The organism is Pseudomonas sp. TE9122, from assembly GCF_056278925.1.
Genome location: NZ_JBWBQI010000001.1, coordinates 876,078 through 892,289 on the forward strand (window position 1 = coordinate 876,078; position 16,212 = coordinate 892,289).

A 16,212-nucleotide genomic window follows, 5' to 3' on the forward strand; every position below is an offset into this window, starting at 1 on the left:
GGCTCGCTCCCACATGATCGTTCCCACGCAGAGCGTGGGAACGATCGGCCCGCATCACTGCGGGCCTCTTGGTTTTCAGCGGTGGAGCGGGGCGGTTAGCCCGCTACCAGCACCCGAATCGCTTCCAGGCGCAACGCCGCTTTGTCGAGCATCGCCAGACCCTGCTCACGCTGAGTGCGCAACGCCTCCAGTTCGCTGTCGCGCACGGTCGGGTTGACCGCTTGCAAGGCGGTCAGGCGCGCCAGTTCTTCGTCAGTGTCGGCGGCCAGACGACGGCGCGCTTCGGCCACACGTTCGGCGTGACGCGGGGCGATCTTTTCTTCGCCGGCATTGATCCGTGGCGTCAACTGATCGCGTTGAGCCTGGATGAATTTGTTGGCGCTGGCGCGGGGCACGCTTTCCAGCTGATCGTTGAGGGTTTCGAACGACACCCGTGGCGACAAGTCGTTGCCATTGGCATCGAGCAGGCAACGCAGCGCCGCCGGTGGCAGGTAGCGACCCAGTTGCAGCGAGCGCGGTGCGACCACTTCGCTGACGTAGAGCAATTCCAGCAACACGGTGCCTGGTTTCAGCGCCTTGTTCTTGATCAGCGCTACGGCGGTGTTGCCCATCGAACCGGACAGCACCAGATCCATGCCGCCCTGCACCATCGGGTGTTCCCAGGTGATGAACTGCATGTCTTCGCGCGACAGCGCCTGGTTGCGGTCGTAAGTGATGGTCACGCCTTCGTCGTCGCCGAGCGGGAAACTGGCGTCGAGCATCTTCTCGCTCGGCTTGAGGATCAGGGCGTTTTCCGAATGGTCTTCGCTGTCGATGCCGAACGCGTCGAACAGGGTTTCCATGTAGATCGGCAGGGCGAACTGATCGTCCTGCTCGAGAATCGCCTCGACCAGCGCTTCACCTTCGCCAGCGCCGCCGGAATTCAATTCCAGCAGACGGTCGCGACCGGTGTGCAGCTCGGCTTCGAGACGCTCACGCTCGGCGCGTGCTTCGTCGATCAGCGCTTGCCACTCGCCGTCATCGGCTTCTTCGAGCAGCGGCAGCAGGCGTGGGCCGAACTGATGCTGCAAGGCGTTGCCGGTCGGGCAGGTGTTGAGGAAGGCGTTGAGCGCTTCGTGGTACCACTGGAACAGGCGCTCTTGCGGGCTGGTTTCCAGGTACGGCACGTGCAGTTCGATGATGTGCTTCTGGCCGATCCGGTCGAGACGGCCGATGCGCTGCTCGAGCAGGTCCGGGTGCGACGGCAGATCGAACAGCACCAGATGGTGAGCGAACTGGAAGTTGCGACCTTCACTGCCGATTTCCGAGCAGATCAGCACTTGCGCGCCGAACTCTTCATCAGCGAAGTAGGCGGCGGCGCGGTCACGCTCGAGGATGTTCATGCCTTCGTGGAACACCGTGGCCGGGATGCCGGAACGCACGCGCAACGCGTCTTCCAGGTCCATCGCGGTTTCGGCGTGGGCGCAGATCACCAGCACCTTGGTGCGCTTGAGCATTTTTAGCTGATCGATCAGCCACTCGACGCGCGGATCGAATTTCCACCAGCGCTCTTCTTCGCTGGCGTCCGGCTGCGCCTGGAAGCTGACTTCCGGGTACAGCTCGGCGTGTTCGCCCAGCGGCAGTTCGAGGTATTCGTCCGGGCACGGCAACGGGTACGGATGCAGTTTGCGCTCCGGGAAACCCTGCACGGCCGCGCGGGTATTACGGAACAGCACGCGACCGGTGCCGTGGCGATCGAGCAGCTCACGCACGAGGCGGGCGCTGGCTTCAGTGTCGCCATCGTTGACGGCGGTGAGCAGGGCTTCACCTTCGTTGCCGAGGAAACCGTGAATGGTCTTGTGCGCTTCGGCCGAGAGACGGCCCTTGTCGAGCAGTTCCTGCACGGCTTCGGCGACCGGGCGATAGTTGTCGCTCTCGGCGCGGAACGCGGCCAGGTCGTGGAAACGATTCGGGTCGAGCAGGCGCAGACGGGCGAAGTGGCTGTCCTGACCGAGTTGTTCCGGGGTGGCGGTGAGCAGCAGCACGCCGGGAATCACTTCGGCCAGTTGCTCGACCAGCGAATATTCCGCGCTGGCCTTGTCTTCATGCCAGACCAGGTGATGCGCTTCGTCGACCACCATCAGGTCCCAACCGGCAGCGAACAAGGCGTCCTGCGCCTTCTCGTCGTCGACCAGCCACTCCAGCGCGACCAGCGCCAGTTGCGTGTCTTCGAACGGGTTGGTGGCATCGCTTTCGATAAAGCGTTCTTCGTCGAACAGCGCGACCTGCAGATTGAAACGGCGGCGCATCTCCACCAGCCACTGATGCTGGAGGTTTTCCGGGACCAGAATCAGCACGCGATTGGCGCGGCCCGAGAGCAGTTGGCGATGGATCACCAGACCGGCCTCGATGGTTTTACCCAGACCCACTTCGTCCGCCAGCAATACGCGCGCGGGGCGATACGGTCGGCGACTTCGCGGGCGATGTGCAGCTGGTGCGCGATCGGTTGCGCACGCACGCCACCCAGGCCCCACAGCGAGGACTGCAACTGGCGGCTGGTGTGTTCAAGGGTGTTGTAGCGCAGGGAGAACCACGGCAGCGGGTCGATCTGTCCGGCGAACAGGCGGTCGCTGGCCAGACGGAACTGAATGAAGTTCGACAGCTGGGTTTCCGGCAGGGTGACGACTTCGTTCTGCCCGTTGAGGCCGTGATAGACCATCAGCCCGTCGACGTCGTCGACCTGCTGCACGGTCATCTTCCAGCCTTCGAAATGGGTGATGGAGTCGCCCGGCGAGAACCGCACGCGGGTCAGGGGCGCATTCCGTAGCGCGTACTGGCGGGTTTCGCCAGTGGCCGGGTAAAGCACGGTCAGCAAGCGGCCGTCCTGTGCCAGAACGGTGCCTAAACCAAGCTCTGCTTCGCTGTCACTGATCCAGCGTTGCCCCGGTTGATACTGCTGCGCCATGCTGCCTGACTCCCACCTTGAAAAAGCGGGCTATCTTAACGGAATGAGGGCTTCAGGGCCAAAGATTACTGGCGTAGGAGCTGCCGAAGGCTGCGATCTTTTGATCTTTGGGAACACTTGGGTTTTGCGTTGTCCCATGAAAGATCGCAGCCTGCGGGTGCGAGGTGCATCACACAATTACGACAGGCGGCTCAAGGCGCCTGCACCCCAGCCGATAGCCTGCAGACAGGAGACCTTTATATGTTGCCACCGATGCTCCCCTTGAGCGCCGTGCCGATCACTTCCCAGCAGGATCCGATCCGCCAGCGGCCGGACATCCCGCCAGTGGTGCCGGTGCAGGAAAGCTCCAACGAAAGCACGATCGACCTGCAGAAGCGTGATCCGGAAGAGGATCGTCTGCTGGCGCGCGAAGAACAGCGTCGTCAGCAGGAACGTGATCGCCGACGCCGCGAGGCCGATGAAGATCCCGAAGAGCATCTGGCCGTGCCGGGTACCGAGTTGAACGCCGACAACACCGTGCCGGTGGTACCGTTGATAGACGATCAGCCGCGCCAGGGGCTGTGGGTCGATATCGAGATTTGAACAGTGACTGGTCAGCGCCTGCGCCAAGCGGCATGATTGGCGCAATCCTGTCGGTGACGGCAGCTGTGATCTCTTCTGCGATGTGCCGGACGCCATGAGCCAAGACGACAAACTGATCGACCTCAGCACTGAACGCGCCAAGCGAGTGCATGACCTCAACGAAAAGCGCCTGAACGAAGTGCGCCAGGCTTTCGAACAGGCGATGCCGTTGGGAAAAGCCAAGAAAAAGTCGAAGAACAAGCCGAAAAAGCGTTGATCTCCCGCTGCATTGGTTGATGCAGATCAGTTATTTCCCCTCCTTTATTTCCCTTCGTTGCGGATATTGATCCTGATCAATATGTGCGCCTGTGTGTTTGTTAATTTGAATCCATCGCAGCAAAGCAAAGCAAAGCAAAGCAAAGCAAAGCAAAGCAAAGCAAAGCAAAGCAAAGCAAAGCAAAGCAAAGCAAAGCAAAGCAAAGCAAAGCAAAGCAGGGCCGGGAGGTCAGTCATGTTTTTCGATAACGTGGTGTTTGCCGGGGTTCTCACGGTGGGGCTCATGGTGCTGTTTTTTGCAGGGTTTGGATTTTTTATCTGGAAGGATGCGCATAAGCGGCGCAAGTGAGTTCTTCTGGATTGATGGGCACGCAAGGCATTTTGGGGCGACTTCGGTTGCCCCTTTTTTTTGTGCCTTGGCGGCCTTGGCGGCCTTTGGGCCGACCAGGCTGTTGGGATTTTGGGTGAATATCCGTTGCTTCGGTAGCGGCTGCTGGCGGTCTCGCCTGACGGCGACTTACTTTTTTACAAGCGCCTAAAAAAGTAAGCAAAAAACGCTAGCTCCTGCGTTCGGCCCTCGCAGGCTCGGGTCCCTTCGCTCCGGGACTGATCCGGGCGCAGCGGCTACGGTTTGCTTCGCTGCACCTCCTTCCGCTGTGTCTGGCTGCGCCAGACGGTCGCTGCGCTCCCACGCCCGGATCAATCCCTCCGCTCAGCCTTCCGACGTCGCCCGTAGATCAAAAGCACTCGAGCTTGCGCTCATTGTTGAGTGGTTAGAAGCGTCGCATGGCTTGAGATTTTCGGTGGATTCGCCCCTCACCCCAGCCCTCTCCCGAGGGAGAGGGAGCCGATTTTTGCGGTGTTAAAAACCTGCATTCGACTCGGTATCGCAAGTCGGCGTGTTTCTCCCAAACACCTCGGTCAGTCCCCTCTCCCTCTGGGAGAGGGCTAGGGTGAGGGGCTCTTGATCTGGCTTTGGCTTTTGCTTTTGATCTTTTGCCCCTTCGGCAGGCTTCGTTACGGGATCGATCCGGGGGTGGGAGCGCAGCGACCGTACGACGCAGTCGTACACAGCGAGTGTAGGTGCAGCGAAGCCAACCGGAGCCGCTGCGCCCGGATCGGTCCCGTAACGAAGGTACCCCGAGCTCCAGCGAGCGGGCCGTACGCCGGGGCAAAGCCTTTTGGGTTACCTTTTTGGCGTCTGAAAAAGGTGACTCGCTGTAAGAGCGAAACCGCCAGCGGCAGCACCCGCAGCAACGGATATGCCCCCAATCCAAAAAACAAAAAAGGCGCGATTCCAAAGAATCGCGCCTCCTTCACAAGCAACAATCGATCAACTACCCAAAGCCTTCGAAGCCAACCAGAACAACCCGGCCGACAGCGCCACGGTCGCTGGCAAGGTCAACACCCAGGCCAGCAGAATAGTCTTGACCGTGCCACCCTGCAGGCCGCTTTTATTGGCAACCATGGTCCCGGCCACACCCGAAGACAACACATGAGTGGTCGACACCGGCAGGCTGAAAATGTTGGCCATGCCGATCAAACTGGCGGTGGTGATCTGCGCCGACATGCCCTGGGAATAGGTCATGCCCTGCTTGCCGATCTTCTCGCCAATGGTCAGCACCACACGCTTCCAGCCAACCATGGTGCCCAGGCCCAGGGCCAGGGCGACCGCCAGAATCACCCAGAACGGGGCGTATTCAGTGGTGGTGGTCAGGTCTTTGCGCAGCTTGTCGAGGTCAGCCTTTTCACGGGCTTCCAGGCCTGGCAGCTTGCCGACTTTCTTCGCCGTGTCGTCCAGGCAGAGCAGGTAGCGACGCACTTCGATGCGGCTGTCCGACGACAGCGAATGGTAGTCCGCTACACCTTTGAGGGTATGCAGCAGGGCGGTGATGGTCGGTTCGGTCTGCTGCGGGTTGCAGCGGAATTTCTCCGGCAGGTCGCCTTCCACGCTCTTGCCCAGGGCCAGGAACTCACCCAGCGAATCGGCGTTGCGCTGGTAGAACTGGCTCAGGTGCAGGGTCGCGTCGCGGGTGCGTTCGATCTGGTAGGTGGTGCTGTTCAGATCGAGTACGAACTGCGCCGGGACGATACCGATCAGCACCAGCATGATCAGGCCGATGCCTTTCTGGCCGTCGTTGGAACCGTGCACGAAGCTCACGGCCATGGCCGAGATCACCAGGACCAGACGATTCCAGAACGGTGGGTGCTTTTTGTCGTCGATCTTGCGACGCTGTTCCGGCGTCTTGTGCATCTTCGACAGCGGGCGCCACCATTTCAGGCCGATCAGCACCAGCGCGGCGATGAGGAAGCCGGCCATCGGCGAGAACACCAGCGAGGCGCCGATGTCGATCGCTTTCTGCCAGTTCACGCCATCTCTCAACGGAATGTCGTTGATCAGCGCGTTGGCCAGACCGACGCCGAGGATCGAGCCGATCAGGGTGTGCGAGCTGGAAGCCGGGATACCGAAGTACCAGGTGCCCAAATTCCAGGCGATTGCCGCGGCGAGCAACGAGAACACCATCGCCAGGCCATGGCCGGTGTTCACATTGATCAGCAGCTCAACCGGCAGCAGGTGGACGATGGCATACGCCACGCCAACGCCGCCCAGCAGCACGCCGAGGAAATTGAACACACCGGAAAAGAACACCGCCAGGTGTGGCGGCATGGCTTTGGTGTAGATAACAGTGGCTACCGCGTTAGCGGTGTCATGAAATCCATTGATGAACTCGAAGGCGAGGACAAACGTCAGGGCGAGCAAGAGGCTCACAAGCACCCAAGCATCCAGTCCGCTGAATAAATCGATCATGAAGGTTTTCTGACCCGGTCGTAAGGGGGCGCGATTATGCCAGAAAAGACAGGAAATCGATGCCCCGTCTGCTCACTGGTCACACCCTTCTTCGATTTAATTTGTTGCAGGGCGTGAAAACCAAGCAGCACGCAGGGTTTTTCAACTACTTGATTTTATTGAATAAACTATATTTTCGAGCCGTTTTTTCAGACATCGCAAAGGCTCAAACGCTTGTCTGAAATATCTCTGAAACCTGTGGGACGCTCGTTCATAAGCCGCAGAACAGCGATGCAGCCGCTGCCCGCAGATAGCGGGCGCGCGAGGTGTCGTCTTCCACCGCGCTGTGGCTCAGGCGGACGCCGACTTTCGAATGCTCAACCGCCGTGGCTCATGGCTCTTCGGCTTTGAGTTCCTTTTCGATCTTTTCGATTTCCTGCTTGAACACCTGATCCTGAACAGTAGGGCGCTTGCGCCATGCCTTGCGTTCCGGTTCCGGCTGAGCGGCGTAGGTGGTGACTTCCCCGCCGTAAACTTCCTTGTAACGTTGTTCCTGGCGCTCTAGTTCCGCGCGCAGTTCGTCTTTCGTCACGGTGCTACCTGTATGAGTTGAATTGAATATCCGGTGAAACACACTGCAACGAGTCAATTGAGCGAACCCGCCAGTCATCCACAGCCCGATCAGGCGCGGAGACATTGCAGAGGCGATCAAGACTTCCGTGTTACAGGCGGCTACGGCACCAGATAAAAACTGACGCAGCATCAGTTTCCTGTTTCAGCGAGCGCTGGCGTTGCATGTGTGATGGGCGCCGGGCGCTGGCCGGAGTTGAGACGAAGGACCTCGTTTCAGCAAGTCGCGGGCTTTTGATTAAAGCGCCGCGACTAGGGTGCATTATAGCGGCCGATTCGGGAATGACTATCTTTGCCAAGTTAAAAACGGTTCTGAATGTGTGAGGGTTTTGTTACCGGCAACTTTTACCGCTAGTTAAGTGTAAAGACCGCGTTATAGAACAGGCGTTCTGTTTTTGGCGCCATTAACTGGAACAACTAAGTTGCGAGCAGAATCGCTAAAGCTGCCTCAAGGATGAAGAGGAGGGCGGGGGGCTGGATTGCGATTATCGGTCGGCGGTTCGATAATCGCCCAATGTTGGCGCCGCGATGCTTGTGCATCGCGCGGCGAGCCGTTTGACTAGGCATCGATGCGTGCCGGACAAGGACAAGAAATGAACGATCAAATGCGCAACTCCTTCACGTCGGTGGCGCCGCCCATCGTCGCCTCGCCGGCCAAGCGCATTCAGGCGCTGACCGGTGATCCGGATTTCATGACCTCCCTGGCCCGTGGTCTGGCGGTGGTGCAGGCGTTTCAGGAACGTAAACGCCACCTGACCATCGCGCAGATCAGTCATCGCACGGAAATTCCCCGCGCCGCCGTGCGCCGTTGCCTGCACACGCTGATCAAACTCGGCTACGCCACCACCGACGGGCGCACCTATTCGCTGCTGCCGAAAGTGCTGACCCTCGGCCACGCCTATCTGTCCTCAACCCCGCTGGCCGTTTCCGCACAGCCGTATCTCGACCGTATGAGCGAGCAATTGCACGAAGCCTGCAACATGGCGACGCTGGAGGGCGATGACATTCTCTATATCGCGCGTTCGGCGACCACTCAGCGATTGATCTCGGTCGACCTTTCCGTCGGTGGGCGGTTGCCGGCGTATTGCACGTCGATGGGGCGGATTCTGCTAGCGGCACTGGATGACACCTCCCTGGGCGAATACCTGGACCACGCCGAACTGGTGGCCAAGACCAGCCGCACCATTCATACCCCGGACGCGTTGCTCGAATGTTTGCAGCAGGTGCGTCAGCAGGGCTGGTGCATTGTCGATCAGGAACTGGAACAGGGCCTGCGCTCGATCGCTGTGCCGGTGTACGACGCCTCCGGGCAAGTGGTCGCCGCGCTGAATGTCAGCACCCACGCCGGGCGAGTCAGCCGCGCCGAGCTGGAGCAGCGCTTCTTGCCCGGCCTGCTCAGCGCTAGTCGCGACCTCAGTGCGCAGTTGTTCGCCTGAGGAAGCTGTTCGATAAACGCACAGTGTTGCGTTTATCGAATTGACGCTAAAACCCTCGGATCATTAATGTCGCGGCAGCGTCATCCGGCGCTGATGTGAATGAGCTCGCCGGACTGTCGACCCCATAATAATGACAAGAGGCAACTCACCATGCGCTCGCTCCCCGACTGTCTGTATCCCACCCGTTATTGCCGGGTTCACCGCAACGCCTGATAACAACCTTCTATTCTTGTGACCGTGCCTTCCTTTGGCCGGCCGCCGTTCGACTGCGTTTTTTGCGTGGAATAAAAATAATGAACCAGCCTCAGTCCGCTGTGGGTAACTGCCTCGATGTGCAGACCTTTATCAACGCCCAACCGATCTCGCGCTATCAGTGGCGAGTGGTGATCCTGTGTTTCCTGATCGTATTTCTCGACGGCCTCGACACCGCCGCCATGGGCTTCATCGCCCCGGCGCTGTCGCAAGACTGGGGCATTGATCGCGCCAGCCTCGGCCCGGTGATGAGTGCCGCGCTGATCGGCATGGTCTTCGGCGCGCTCGGCTCCGGCCCGTTGGCTGACCGCTTCGGGCGAAAAGTCGTACTCGTCGGTGCGGTGATTCTGTTCGGCGGCTTCAGCCTGGCTTCGGCCTACAGCACCAACGTCGAACAACTGCTGGTGTTGCGCTTCCTCACCGGCCTCGGTCTCGGCGCGGGCATGCCCAACGCCACGACGCTGCTCTCGGAATACACCCCGGAGCGCAAGAAGTCGCTGCTGGTGACCAGCATGTTCTGCGGCTTCAACCTCGGCATGGCCGGCGGCGGTTTCATCTCGGCAAAACTGATCCCGGCGTTCGGCTGGCACGCGCTGTTGATGATCGGCGGGATCCTGCCGCTGATCCTCGCCGTGGTATTGGTGTTCTGGCTGCCGGAGTCGGCGCGCTACCTGGTGGTACGCAACCGCGGCACCGACAAAGTTCGCAAGACCTTGGCACCGATCGATCCAATTACCGTCGCCCAGGCTGCGAGCTTCAGCGTGCCGGAACAGAAAACCGTCAAGGCGCGCAATGTCTTCGCGGTGATCTTCTCCGGCACTTACAGCACCGGCACGCTGCTGTTGTGGCTGACCTATTTCATGGGCCTGGTGATCGTCTACCTGCTGACCAGTTGGCTGCCGACGCTGATGCGCGACAGCGGCGCGAGCATGGAACAGGCCGCGTTCATCGGTGCGTTGTTCCAGTTTGGCGGCGTGTTGAGCGCGGTCGGGGTGGGCTGGGCGATGGACCGCTTCAATCCGCACAAGGTCATCGGCATTTTCTACCTGCTGGCCGGGGTGTTTGCCTACGCGGTAGGGCAAAGCCTGGGCAACATCACCTTGCTGGCGACGCTGGTGCTGGTGGCAGGCATGTGCGTCAACGGCGCGCAATCGGCGATGCCGTCATTGGCAGCACGCTTCTACCCGACGCAAGGCCGCGCGACCGGGGTGTCGTGGATGCTCGGCATCGGCCGCTTTGGCGCGATTCTTGGCGCGTGGATGGGCGCAACCTTGCTCGGCCTGGGCTGGAATTTCGAGCAAGTGCTGACCGCTCTGGTGATCCCGGCCGGTTTGGCGACGGCGGCGGTGTTGATCAAGGGCATGGTCAGTCATGCGGATGCCACCTGAGGCAGACCCACGATTGTTCCCACGCTCCGCGTGGGAACGATCATTAGGGAAGCAACAATCCGTTCGATAAACGAACACTCAGTCGATTATCGGATTGTTTGGCGAATTTCCCGAGCTTAATCTTCAGTGACTCCGGCGCTGAACCTCGCGCCTTTTTATCACTGGCGATTCCTTACAAGAACAGGAGCCCGCTCCATGGCTGAGATCCTTTCGCTGCACGACGCGGTGAAGCAATTCGTCAACGACGGCGACACCGTCGCCCTCGAAGGCTTCACTCACCTGATCCCTACGGCAGCGGGTCATGAAATCATTCGTCAAGGCAAGAAAGATCTGACGCTGGTGCGGATGACGCCTGACCTGATCTACGACCAACTGATCGGCGCCGGTTGCGCGCGCAAACTGATTTTCTCCTGGGGCGGCAACCCGGGCGTGGGCTCGCTGCACCGTCTGCGTGACGCGGTCGAGAAACAATGGCCGCATCCGCTGGAAATCGAAGAGCACAGCCACGCCGACCTCGCCAACGCCTACGTCGCCGGCGCGTCCGGCCTGCCCTTCGCGGTGCTGCGTGCCTACGCCGGCTCCGACCTGCCGAAGGTCAATCCGCTGATCAAAACCGTGACCTGTCCGTTCACCGGCGAAGTGCTGGCGGCAGTGCCATCGGTGCGCCCGGACGTCACCGTGATTCACGCGCAGAAAGCCGACCGCAAGGGCAACGTGTTGCTCTGGGGCATTCTCGGTGTGCAGAAAGAAGCCGCGCTGGCCGCCAAACGCTGCATCGTCACCGTGGAAGAAATCGTCGACGACCTCAACGCACCGATGAACGCTTGCGTACTGCCGACCTGGGCCTTGAGTGCGGTCTGTCACGTGCCGGGCGGCGCGCATCCGTCCTACGCCCACGGTTACACCGAGCGTGACAATCGTTTCTATCAGGCGTGGGACCCGATCGCTCGCGACCGTGAGACGTTTACCGCGTGGATCAACGAATACATCCATGGCTGCGCTGACTTCAGCGAATTCCAGGCCAAATTGGCCGCTGCTTCGGAGGCCAAGTAATGACTTACACCACCAATGAAATGATGACCGTCGCGGCGGCCCGGCGCCTGAAGAACGGCTCGGTATGCTTCGTCGGCATCGGCCTGCCATCGAAAGCCGCCAACCTCGCGCGCCTGACTTCATCGCCGGACGTGGTGCTGATTTACGAATCCGGCCCGATTGGCGCCAAGCCGAGCGTACTGCCGCTGTCCATCGGTGACGGTGAGCTGGCCGAGACCGCCGACACCGTGGTGCCGACCGGTGAGATTTTTCGCTATTGGTTGCAGGGCGGGCGCATCGACGTTGGCTTCCTCGGCGCCGCGCAGGTCGACCGTTTCGGCAACATCAACACCACCGTAGTCGGCGACTACCACGCGCCGAAAGTGCGCCTGCCGGGTGCCGGTGGCGCGCCGGAGATTGCCGGTTCGGCGAAAAGCGTGCTGATCATCCTTAAACAGTCGGCGCGTTCGTTTGTCGACAAACTCGACTTCATCACCTCGGTCGGTCACGGCGAGGGCGGCGATTCGCGTAAACGTCTGGGCCTGCCGGGCGCCGGGCCGGTGGGCATCATCACCGACCTGTGCATCATGGAACCGGAGGAGGGCACCCACGAATTTGTGGTCACCGCGCTGCATCCGGGCGTGACCCGCGAGCAAGTGGTCGCCGCCACCGGTTGGGCGATTCGTTTTGCCGACTCTGTTGAAACCACCGCTGAGCCGACCGAAGTCGAGCTGACGGCGCTGCGTGATCTTGAAGCGCGCACCGCTGCCGCCCACGGTCAGGCACCGGGAGAAGCATGATGCGTGACGTGTATATCTGCGACGCGATTCGCACCCCCATTGGCCGCTTCGGTGGCGCATTGTCCGCCGTGCGCGCCGACGACCTGGCCGCCGTGCCGATCAAGGCCCTGATGGAGCGCAATCCATCGGTGGACTGGAACGCCGTCGATGAGGTGTTCCTCGGCTGCGCCAACCAGGCCGGCGAAGACAACCGCAACGTTGCGCGCATGGCGCTGCTGCTGGCGGGTCTGCCGGACAGCGTGCCCGGCGTTACGCTCAATCGCCTCTGCGCTTCGGGCATGGACGCGATCGGTACTGCATTCCGTGCGATCGCCAGCGGCGAAATGGAGCTGGCGATTGCCGGTGGCGTCGAGTCGATGTCCCGCGCGCCATTCGTGATGGGCAAGGCCGACGCGGCGTTCTCGCGCAACATGAAGCTGGAGGACACCACCATCGGCTGGCGTTTCATCAACCCGCTGATGAAGGCGCAGTACGGCGTCGATGCCATGCCGCAAACCGCTGACAACGTCGCCGACGACTATAAGGTCTCGCGCGCAGATCAGGACGCCTTTGCCTTGCGCAGTCAGCAACGTACCGCCGCCGCGCAGGCCGCCGGTTACTTCGCCGAAGAAATTGTTGAAGTACGGATTGCCCACAAGAAGGGCGAAACCGTGGTTAGCCAGGACGAACATCCGCGCGCCGATACCACGATTGAAGCGTTGACCAAGTTGAAACCGGTCAACGGCGCGGACAAAACCGTCACCGCCGGCAATGCCTCGGGGGTCAACGATGGTGCTGCTGCGCTGATTCTGGCTTCGGCCGAAGCGGTGAAAAAACACGGCCTGACCGCCCGCGCAAAAGTGCTCGGCATGGCCAGCGCCGGTGTCGCACCACGGGTGATGGGCATCGGCCCGGTGCCGGCGGTGCGCAAACTCGCCGAGCGCCTTGGCGTCGCGGTCAGCGATTTCGACGTGATCGAGCTCAACGAAGCGTTCGCCAGCCAGGGCCTCGCGGTATTGCGCGAGTTGGGTCTGGCCGACGATGCGCCGCAGGTCAACCCGAATGGCGGCGCGATTGCCCTCGGTCACCCGTTGGGCATGAGCGGTGCGCGGCTGGTGCTGACCGCCCTGCATCATCTGGAAAAGACTGGCGGCAAGAAAGGTCTGGCGACCATGTGCGTCGGTGTTGGCCAGGGTCTGGCCCTGGCCATCGAACGTGTCTGACGCACTGCGGCACTTACAAGAACTGAGGAAAGCGAAATGACTGACAAGCCTGGTTACCGTCGCCCACAGGCAGGCACTCAGCCTGACTACCTGCACCCGACGTATCAATCCACCAACCTGCGCTCGCCGTCCAAGCCGTTGGTGCACCTGCCCCATTCACTCTCGGAAATCACCGGGCCGACCATCGGCGCCGAACACGTTGCCGAGAAGGACAATGACCTGACCGCTCAGCACGACGGCGAGCCGCTGGGCGAGCGCATCATCATTCACGGCCGCGTGCTCGACGAAGACGGCCTGCCGGTGCCGGGAATTCTGGTGGAGATCTGGCAGGCCAATGCCGCCGGTCGTTACAACCATGCCCGCGACCTGCACGACGCGCCGCTGGACCCGAACTTCACCGGCACCGGCCGCACCGTCACCGATGCCGATGGCTGGTACCAGTTCCAGACCATCAAGCCCGGCGCCTATCCGTGGGGCAACCACCACAACGCCTGGCGCCCGGCGCACATCCACTTTTCCCTGTTTGGGCCGAGCATTCTTACGCGTCTGGTCACGCAGATGTACTTCCCCGGTGATCCGCTGCTGGCGTATGACCCGATCTACAACTGCGTGCCGGACACTTCGGCCAAGGAACGCCTGATCGCCAGTTTCGATCTGGAAAAAACCATTCCGTCCTACGCCCTCGGTTACCGCTGGGACATCGTGCTGCGCGGCCGTGAAGCCACGCCGATGGAGAAATAAGATGACGCTTTATGCGACCACGTCCCACACCGTCGGGCCGTATTACCACATCGGCCTGACCTGGCTGAACCGCGAAACCCTGGCCAACGAGCTGACCCTCGGCGAGCGCGTGGCAATCACCGGCCAAGTGGTGGATGGCAATGGCGATGTCGTCAACGACGCCATGCTCGAAGTCTGGCAGGCCAACGCCGCCGGCAAGTACGACCACCCGGAAGATCAGCAGGACAAACCGCTCGACCCGAATTTTGAAGGTTTCGGTCGGGTGCCGGTCGACGCCGAAGGGCGCTTCCGTTTCACCACGATCAAACCGGGCTCTGTGCCGGGGTTGAAAGGCTCGACCCAGGCGCCGCATCTGGTGGTGCTGGTGTTTGCTCGTGGTCTGGTCAAGCATTTGCTGACGCGGATTTATTTTGAAGGCGAACCGGCGAACGTTGCTGACCCGTTGCTCGAGTGCGTGCCGGCGGAGCGTCGCCAGACGTTGCTGGCCAAGGCGGATGCGTCGGGTGTGTACCAGTGGAATGTAGTTCTGCAGGGCACCGATGCCGAGACGGTGTTCTTCGATTATTGAGAGAACACCCCAAATCCCCTGCAGGACAGAGTCCCTGTGGTGAGGGGATTTATCCCCGCTGGGCTGCGAAGCAGCCCCAAAAACCAGTCGGCGCGGTATTCAGATGAACCGCGTGTATCTGATTTGCGAGTGCTTTGCACTCGAGCGGGGATAAATCTCCTCGCCACAAAGGCTGATCCATACGTGGGTGATGATCCGATGCGGAACGGGACTGTTGCAAAGTATGTCTAGACTGTGACTGTCCCTATCGAGTGAAAAACAATGACAACCACCACCTCCCACTACACCGGCGAAGAGCGCAGCAAGCGCATCTTTGCCATCGTCGGCGCTTCGTCCGGCAACCTCGTCGAATGGTTCGACTTCTACGTCTACGCCTTCTGCGCGATCTATTTCGCCCCGGCGTTTTTCCCCTCCGATAACCCGACTGTGCAACTGGTCAACACCGCTGGCGTGTTCGCTGCCGGGTTCCTGATGCGTCCGATTGGTGGCTGGATTTTCGGCCGGGTCGCTGACAAGCACGGGCGCAAGAACTCGATGCTCATCTCGATTCTGATGATGTGCTTCGGCTCGCTGCTGATTGCCTGCCTGCCGACCTACAAGGACATCGGCGTCTGGGCACCGGTGCTGTTGCTGTTCGCGCGTTTGCTGCAAGGTCTGTCGGTCGGCGGCGAGTACGGCACCACCGCGACTTACATGAGCGAAGTCGCGCTCAAGGGTCAGCGCGGATTCTTCGCCTCGTTCCAGTACGTGACGCTGATTGGCGGCCAATTGCTGGCGGTGTCGCTGGTGGTGGTGCTGCAACAGTTCCTCACTGAAGAAGACCTGCGTGTCTACGGCTGGCGGATCCCGTTCGTGGTCGGTGCGGTGGCGGCGCTGATTTCGCTGTTCCTGCGTCGTTCGCTGAAGGAAACCACCAATAAGGAAACCCGTGCGCATAAAGACGCCGGCAGCATCACTGCACTGTTCCGCGATCACAAAGCGGCGTTCATCACCGTGCTCGGCTACACCGCTGGCGGCTCGCTGATTTTCTACACCTTCACCACTTACATGCAGAAATACCTGGTGAACACCGCCGGGATGCACGCCAAGACCGCCAGCTACATCATGACCGGCGCGCTGTTCCTGTATATGTGCATGCAGCCGTTGTTCGGCATGCTCGCCGACAAGATCGGCCGGCGTAATTCGATGCTCTGGTTCGGCGCGCTTGGCACGCTGTTCACCGTGCCGATTCTGCTCAGCCTGAAAAGTATCAGCAGCCCGTTCCTCGCCTTCGTGCTGATCACCCTGGCGCTGGCAATCGTCAGTTTCTACACCTCGATCAGCGGTCTGGTAAAAGCCGAGATGTTCCCGCCGGAAGTGCGCGCGCTTGGTGTCGGCCTGGCTTACGCGGTGGCGAATGCAATCTTCGGCGGTTCGGCGGAATTCGTTGCCTTGAGCCTCAAGGCTGGCGGCATGGAAAACGCCTTCTACTGGTACGTCACGGCGATGATGGCGGTGGCTTTCCTGTTCAGCCTGCGTTTGCCCAAGCAGGCGAAGTATTTGCACCACGATCTGTAAACCCATGTGCGCGGGCTGCGAGGCCCGCGCCGGCAAG

13 protein-coding genes and 1 pseudogene are annotated in these 16,212 nt (G+C 60.8%); 11 read left to right on the forward strand and 3 right to left on the reverse strand.

What is annotated here, in order from left to right:
- Positions 1-95: 95 nt before the first annotated feature.
- Positions 96-2,944, reverse strand: a pseudogene (gene rapA / locus ACZ9BE_RS03815) (RNA polymerase-associated protein RapA).
- A 240-nt stretch (positions 2,945-3,184) separates the two neighbouring features.
- Here rapA and ACZ9BE_RS03820 point away from each other — a divergent pair.
- The 3 genes from ACZ9BE_RS03820 (at position 3,185) to ccoM (ending at position 4,130) form a co-directional block, all read left to right on the forward strand.
- On the forward strand, positions 3,185-3,526 hold the full coding sequence (locus ACZ9BE_RS03820; protein WP_024011931.1) for a hypothetical protein: 342 nt from the start codon (positions 3,185-3,187) through the stop codon (positions 3,524-3,526).
- Positions 3,527-3,620: 94 nt separating this feature from the next.
- Positions 3,621-3,782, forward strand: a complete 162-nt coding sequence (locus ACZ9BE_RS03825; RefSeq protein WP_016771347.1) for a hypothetical protein — start codon at positions 3,621-3,623, stop codon at positions 3,780-3,782.
- A 234-nt stretch (positions 3,783-4,016) separates the two neighbouring features.
- A complete protein-coding gene (gene ccoM / locus ACZ9BE_RS03830; RefSeq protein ID WP_016771346.1) occupies positions 4,017-4,130 on the forward strand; it encodes a cytochrome c oxidase subunit CcoM in 114 nt (37 codons plus the stop codon).
- A 984-nt stretch (positions 4,131-5,114) separates the two neighbouring features.
- Here the strand turns inward: ccoM and ACZ9BE_RS03835 are convergent.
- On the reverse strand, positions 5,115-6,590 hold the full coding sequence (locus ACZ9BE_RS03835) for an inorganic phosphate transporter (protein ID WP_016771345.1): 1,476 nt from the start codon (positions 6,588-6,590) through the stop codon (positions 5,115-5,117).
- A gap of 370 nt (positions 6,591-6,960) precedes the next feature.
- The gene (locus ACZ9BE_RS03840; RefSeq protein ID WP_008080067.1) at positions 6,961-7,161 is read right to left on the reverse strand and encodes a hypothetical protein; all 201 of its coding nucleotides are present in this window, start codon (positions 7,159-7,161) and stop codon (positions 6,961-6,963) included.
- 631 nt (positions 7,162-7,792) lie between these two features.
- Here ACZ9BE_RS03840 and pcaR point away from each other — a divergent pair.
- From pcaR to ACZ9BE_RS03880, 8 genes are all read left to right on the forward strand, one after another.
- Complete coding sequence (gene pcaR, locus ACZ9BE_RS03845; protein WP_016771343.1) at positions 7,793-8,635, forward strand: pca regulon transcriptional regulator PcaR; 843 nt, start codon at positions 7,793-7,795, stop codon at positions 8,633-8,635.
- 293 nt (positions 8,636-8,928) lie between these two features.
- A complete protein-coding gene (gene pcaK, locus ACZ9BE_RS03850; RefSeq protein WP_041478919.1) occupies positions 8,929-10,275 on the forward strand; it encodes a 4-hydroxybenzoate transporter PcaK in 1,347 nt (448 codons plus the stop codon).
- Positions 10,276-10,470: 195 nt separating this feature from the next.
- A complete protein-coding gene (locus ACZ9BE_RS03855) occupies positions 10,471-11,328 on the forward strand; it encodes a CoA transferase subunit A (protein WP_073475850.1) in 858 nt (285 codons plus the stop codon).
- Positions 11,328-12,107, forward strand: coding sequence for a CoA-transferase subunit beta (locus tag ACZ9BE_RS03860; protein ID WP_016771341.1), 780 nt, complete (start codon positions 11,328-11,330; stop codon positions 12,105-12,107). The genes ACZ9BE_RS03855 and ACZ9BE_RS03860 overlap by 1 nt, the downstream gene beginning before the upstream one ends.
- Entirely contained in the window at positions 12,104-13,309 is a 1,206-nt protein-coding gene (pcaF, locus tag ACZ9BE_RS03865) for a 3-oxoadipyl-CoA thiolase (protein ID WP_191622378.1), read from the forward strand. Before ACZ9BE_RS03860 ends, pcaF begins: the two co-directional genes overlap by 4 nt.
- A gap of 36 nt (positions 13,310-13,345) precedes the next feature.
- Positions 13,346-14,050, forward strand: a complete 705-nt coding sequence (gene pcaH, locus ACZ9BE_RS03870) for a protocatechuate 3,4-dioxygenase subunit beta (protein WP_041478916.1) — start codon at positions 13,346-13,348, stop codon at positions 14,048-14,050.
- A gap of 1 nt (position 14,051) precedes the next feature.
- On the forward strand, positions 14,052-14,618 hold the full coding sequence (gene pcaG, locus ACZ9BE_RS03875) for a protocatechuate 3,4-dioxygenase subunit alpha (RefSeq protein WP_095180561.1): 567 nt from the start codon (positions 14,052-14,054) through the stop codon (positions 14,616-14,618).
- Positions 14,619-14,879: 261 nt separating this feature from the next.
- On the forward strand, positions 14,880-16,175 hold the full coding sequence (locus ACZ9BE_RS03880) for an MFS family transporter (RefSeq protein ID WP_476248921.1): 1,296 nt from the start codon (positions 14,880-14,882) through the stop codon (positions 16,173-16,175).
- Positions 16,176-16,212: the final 37 nt, after the last annotated feature.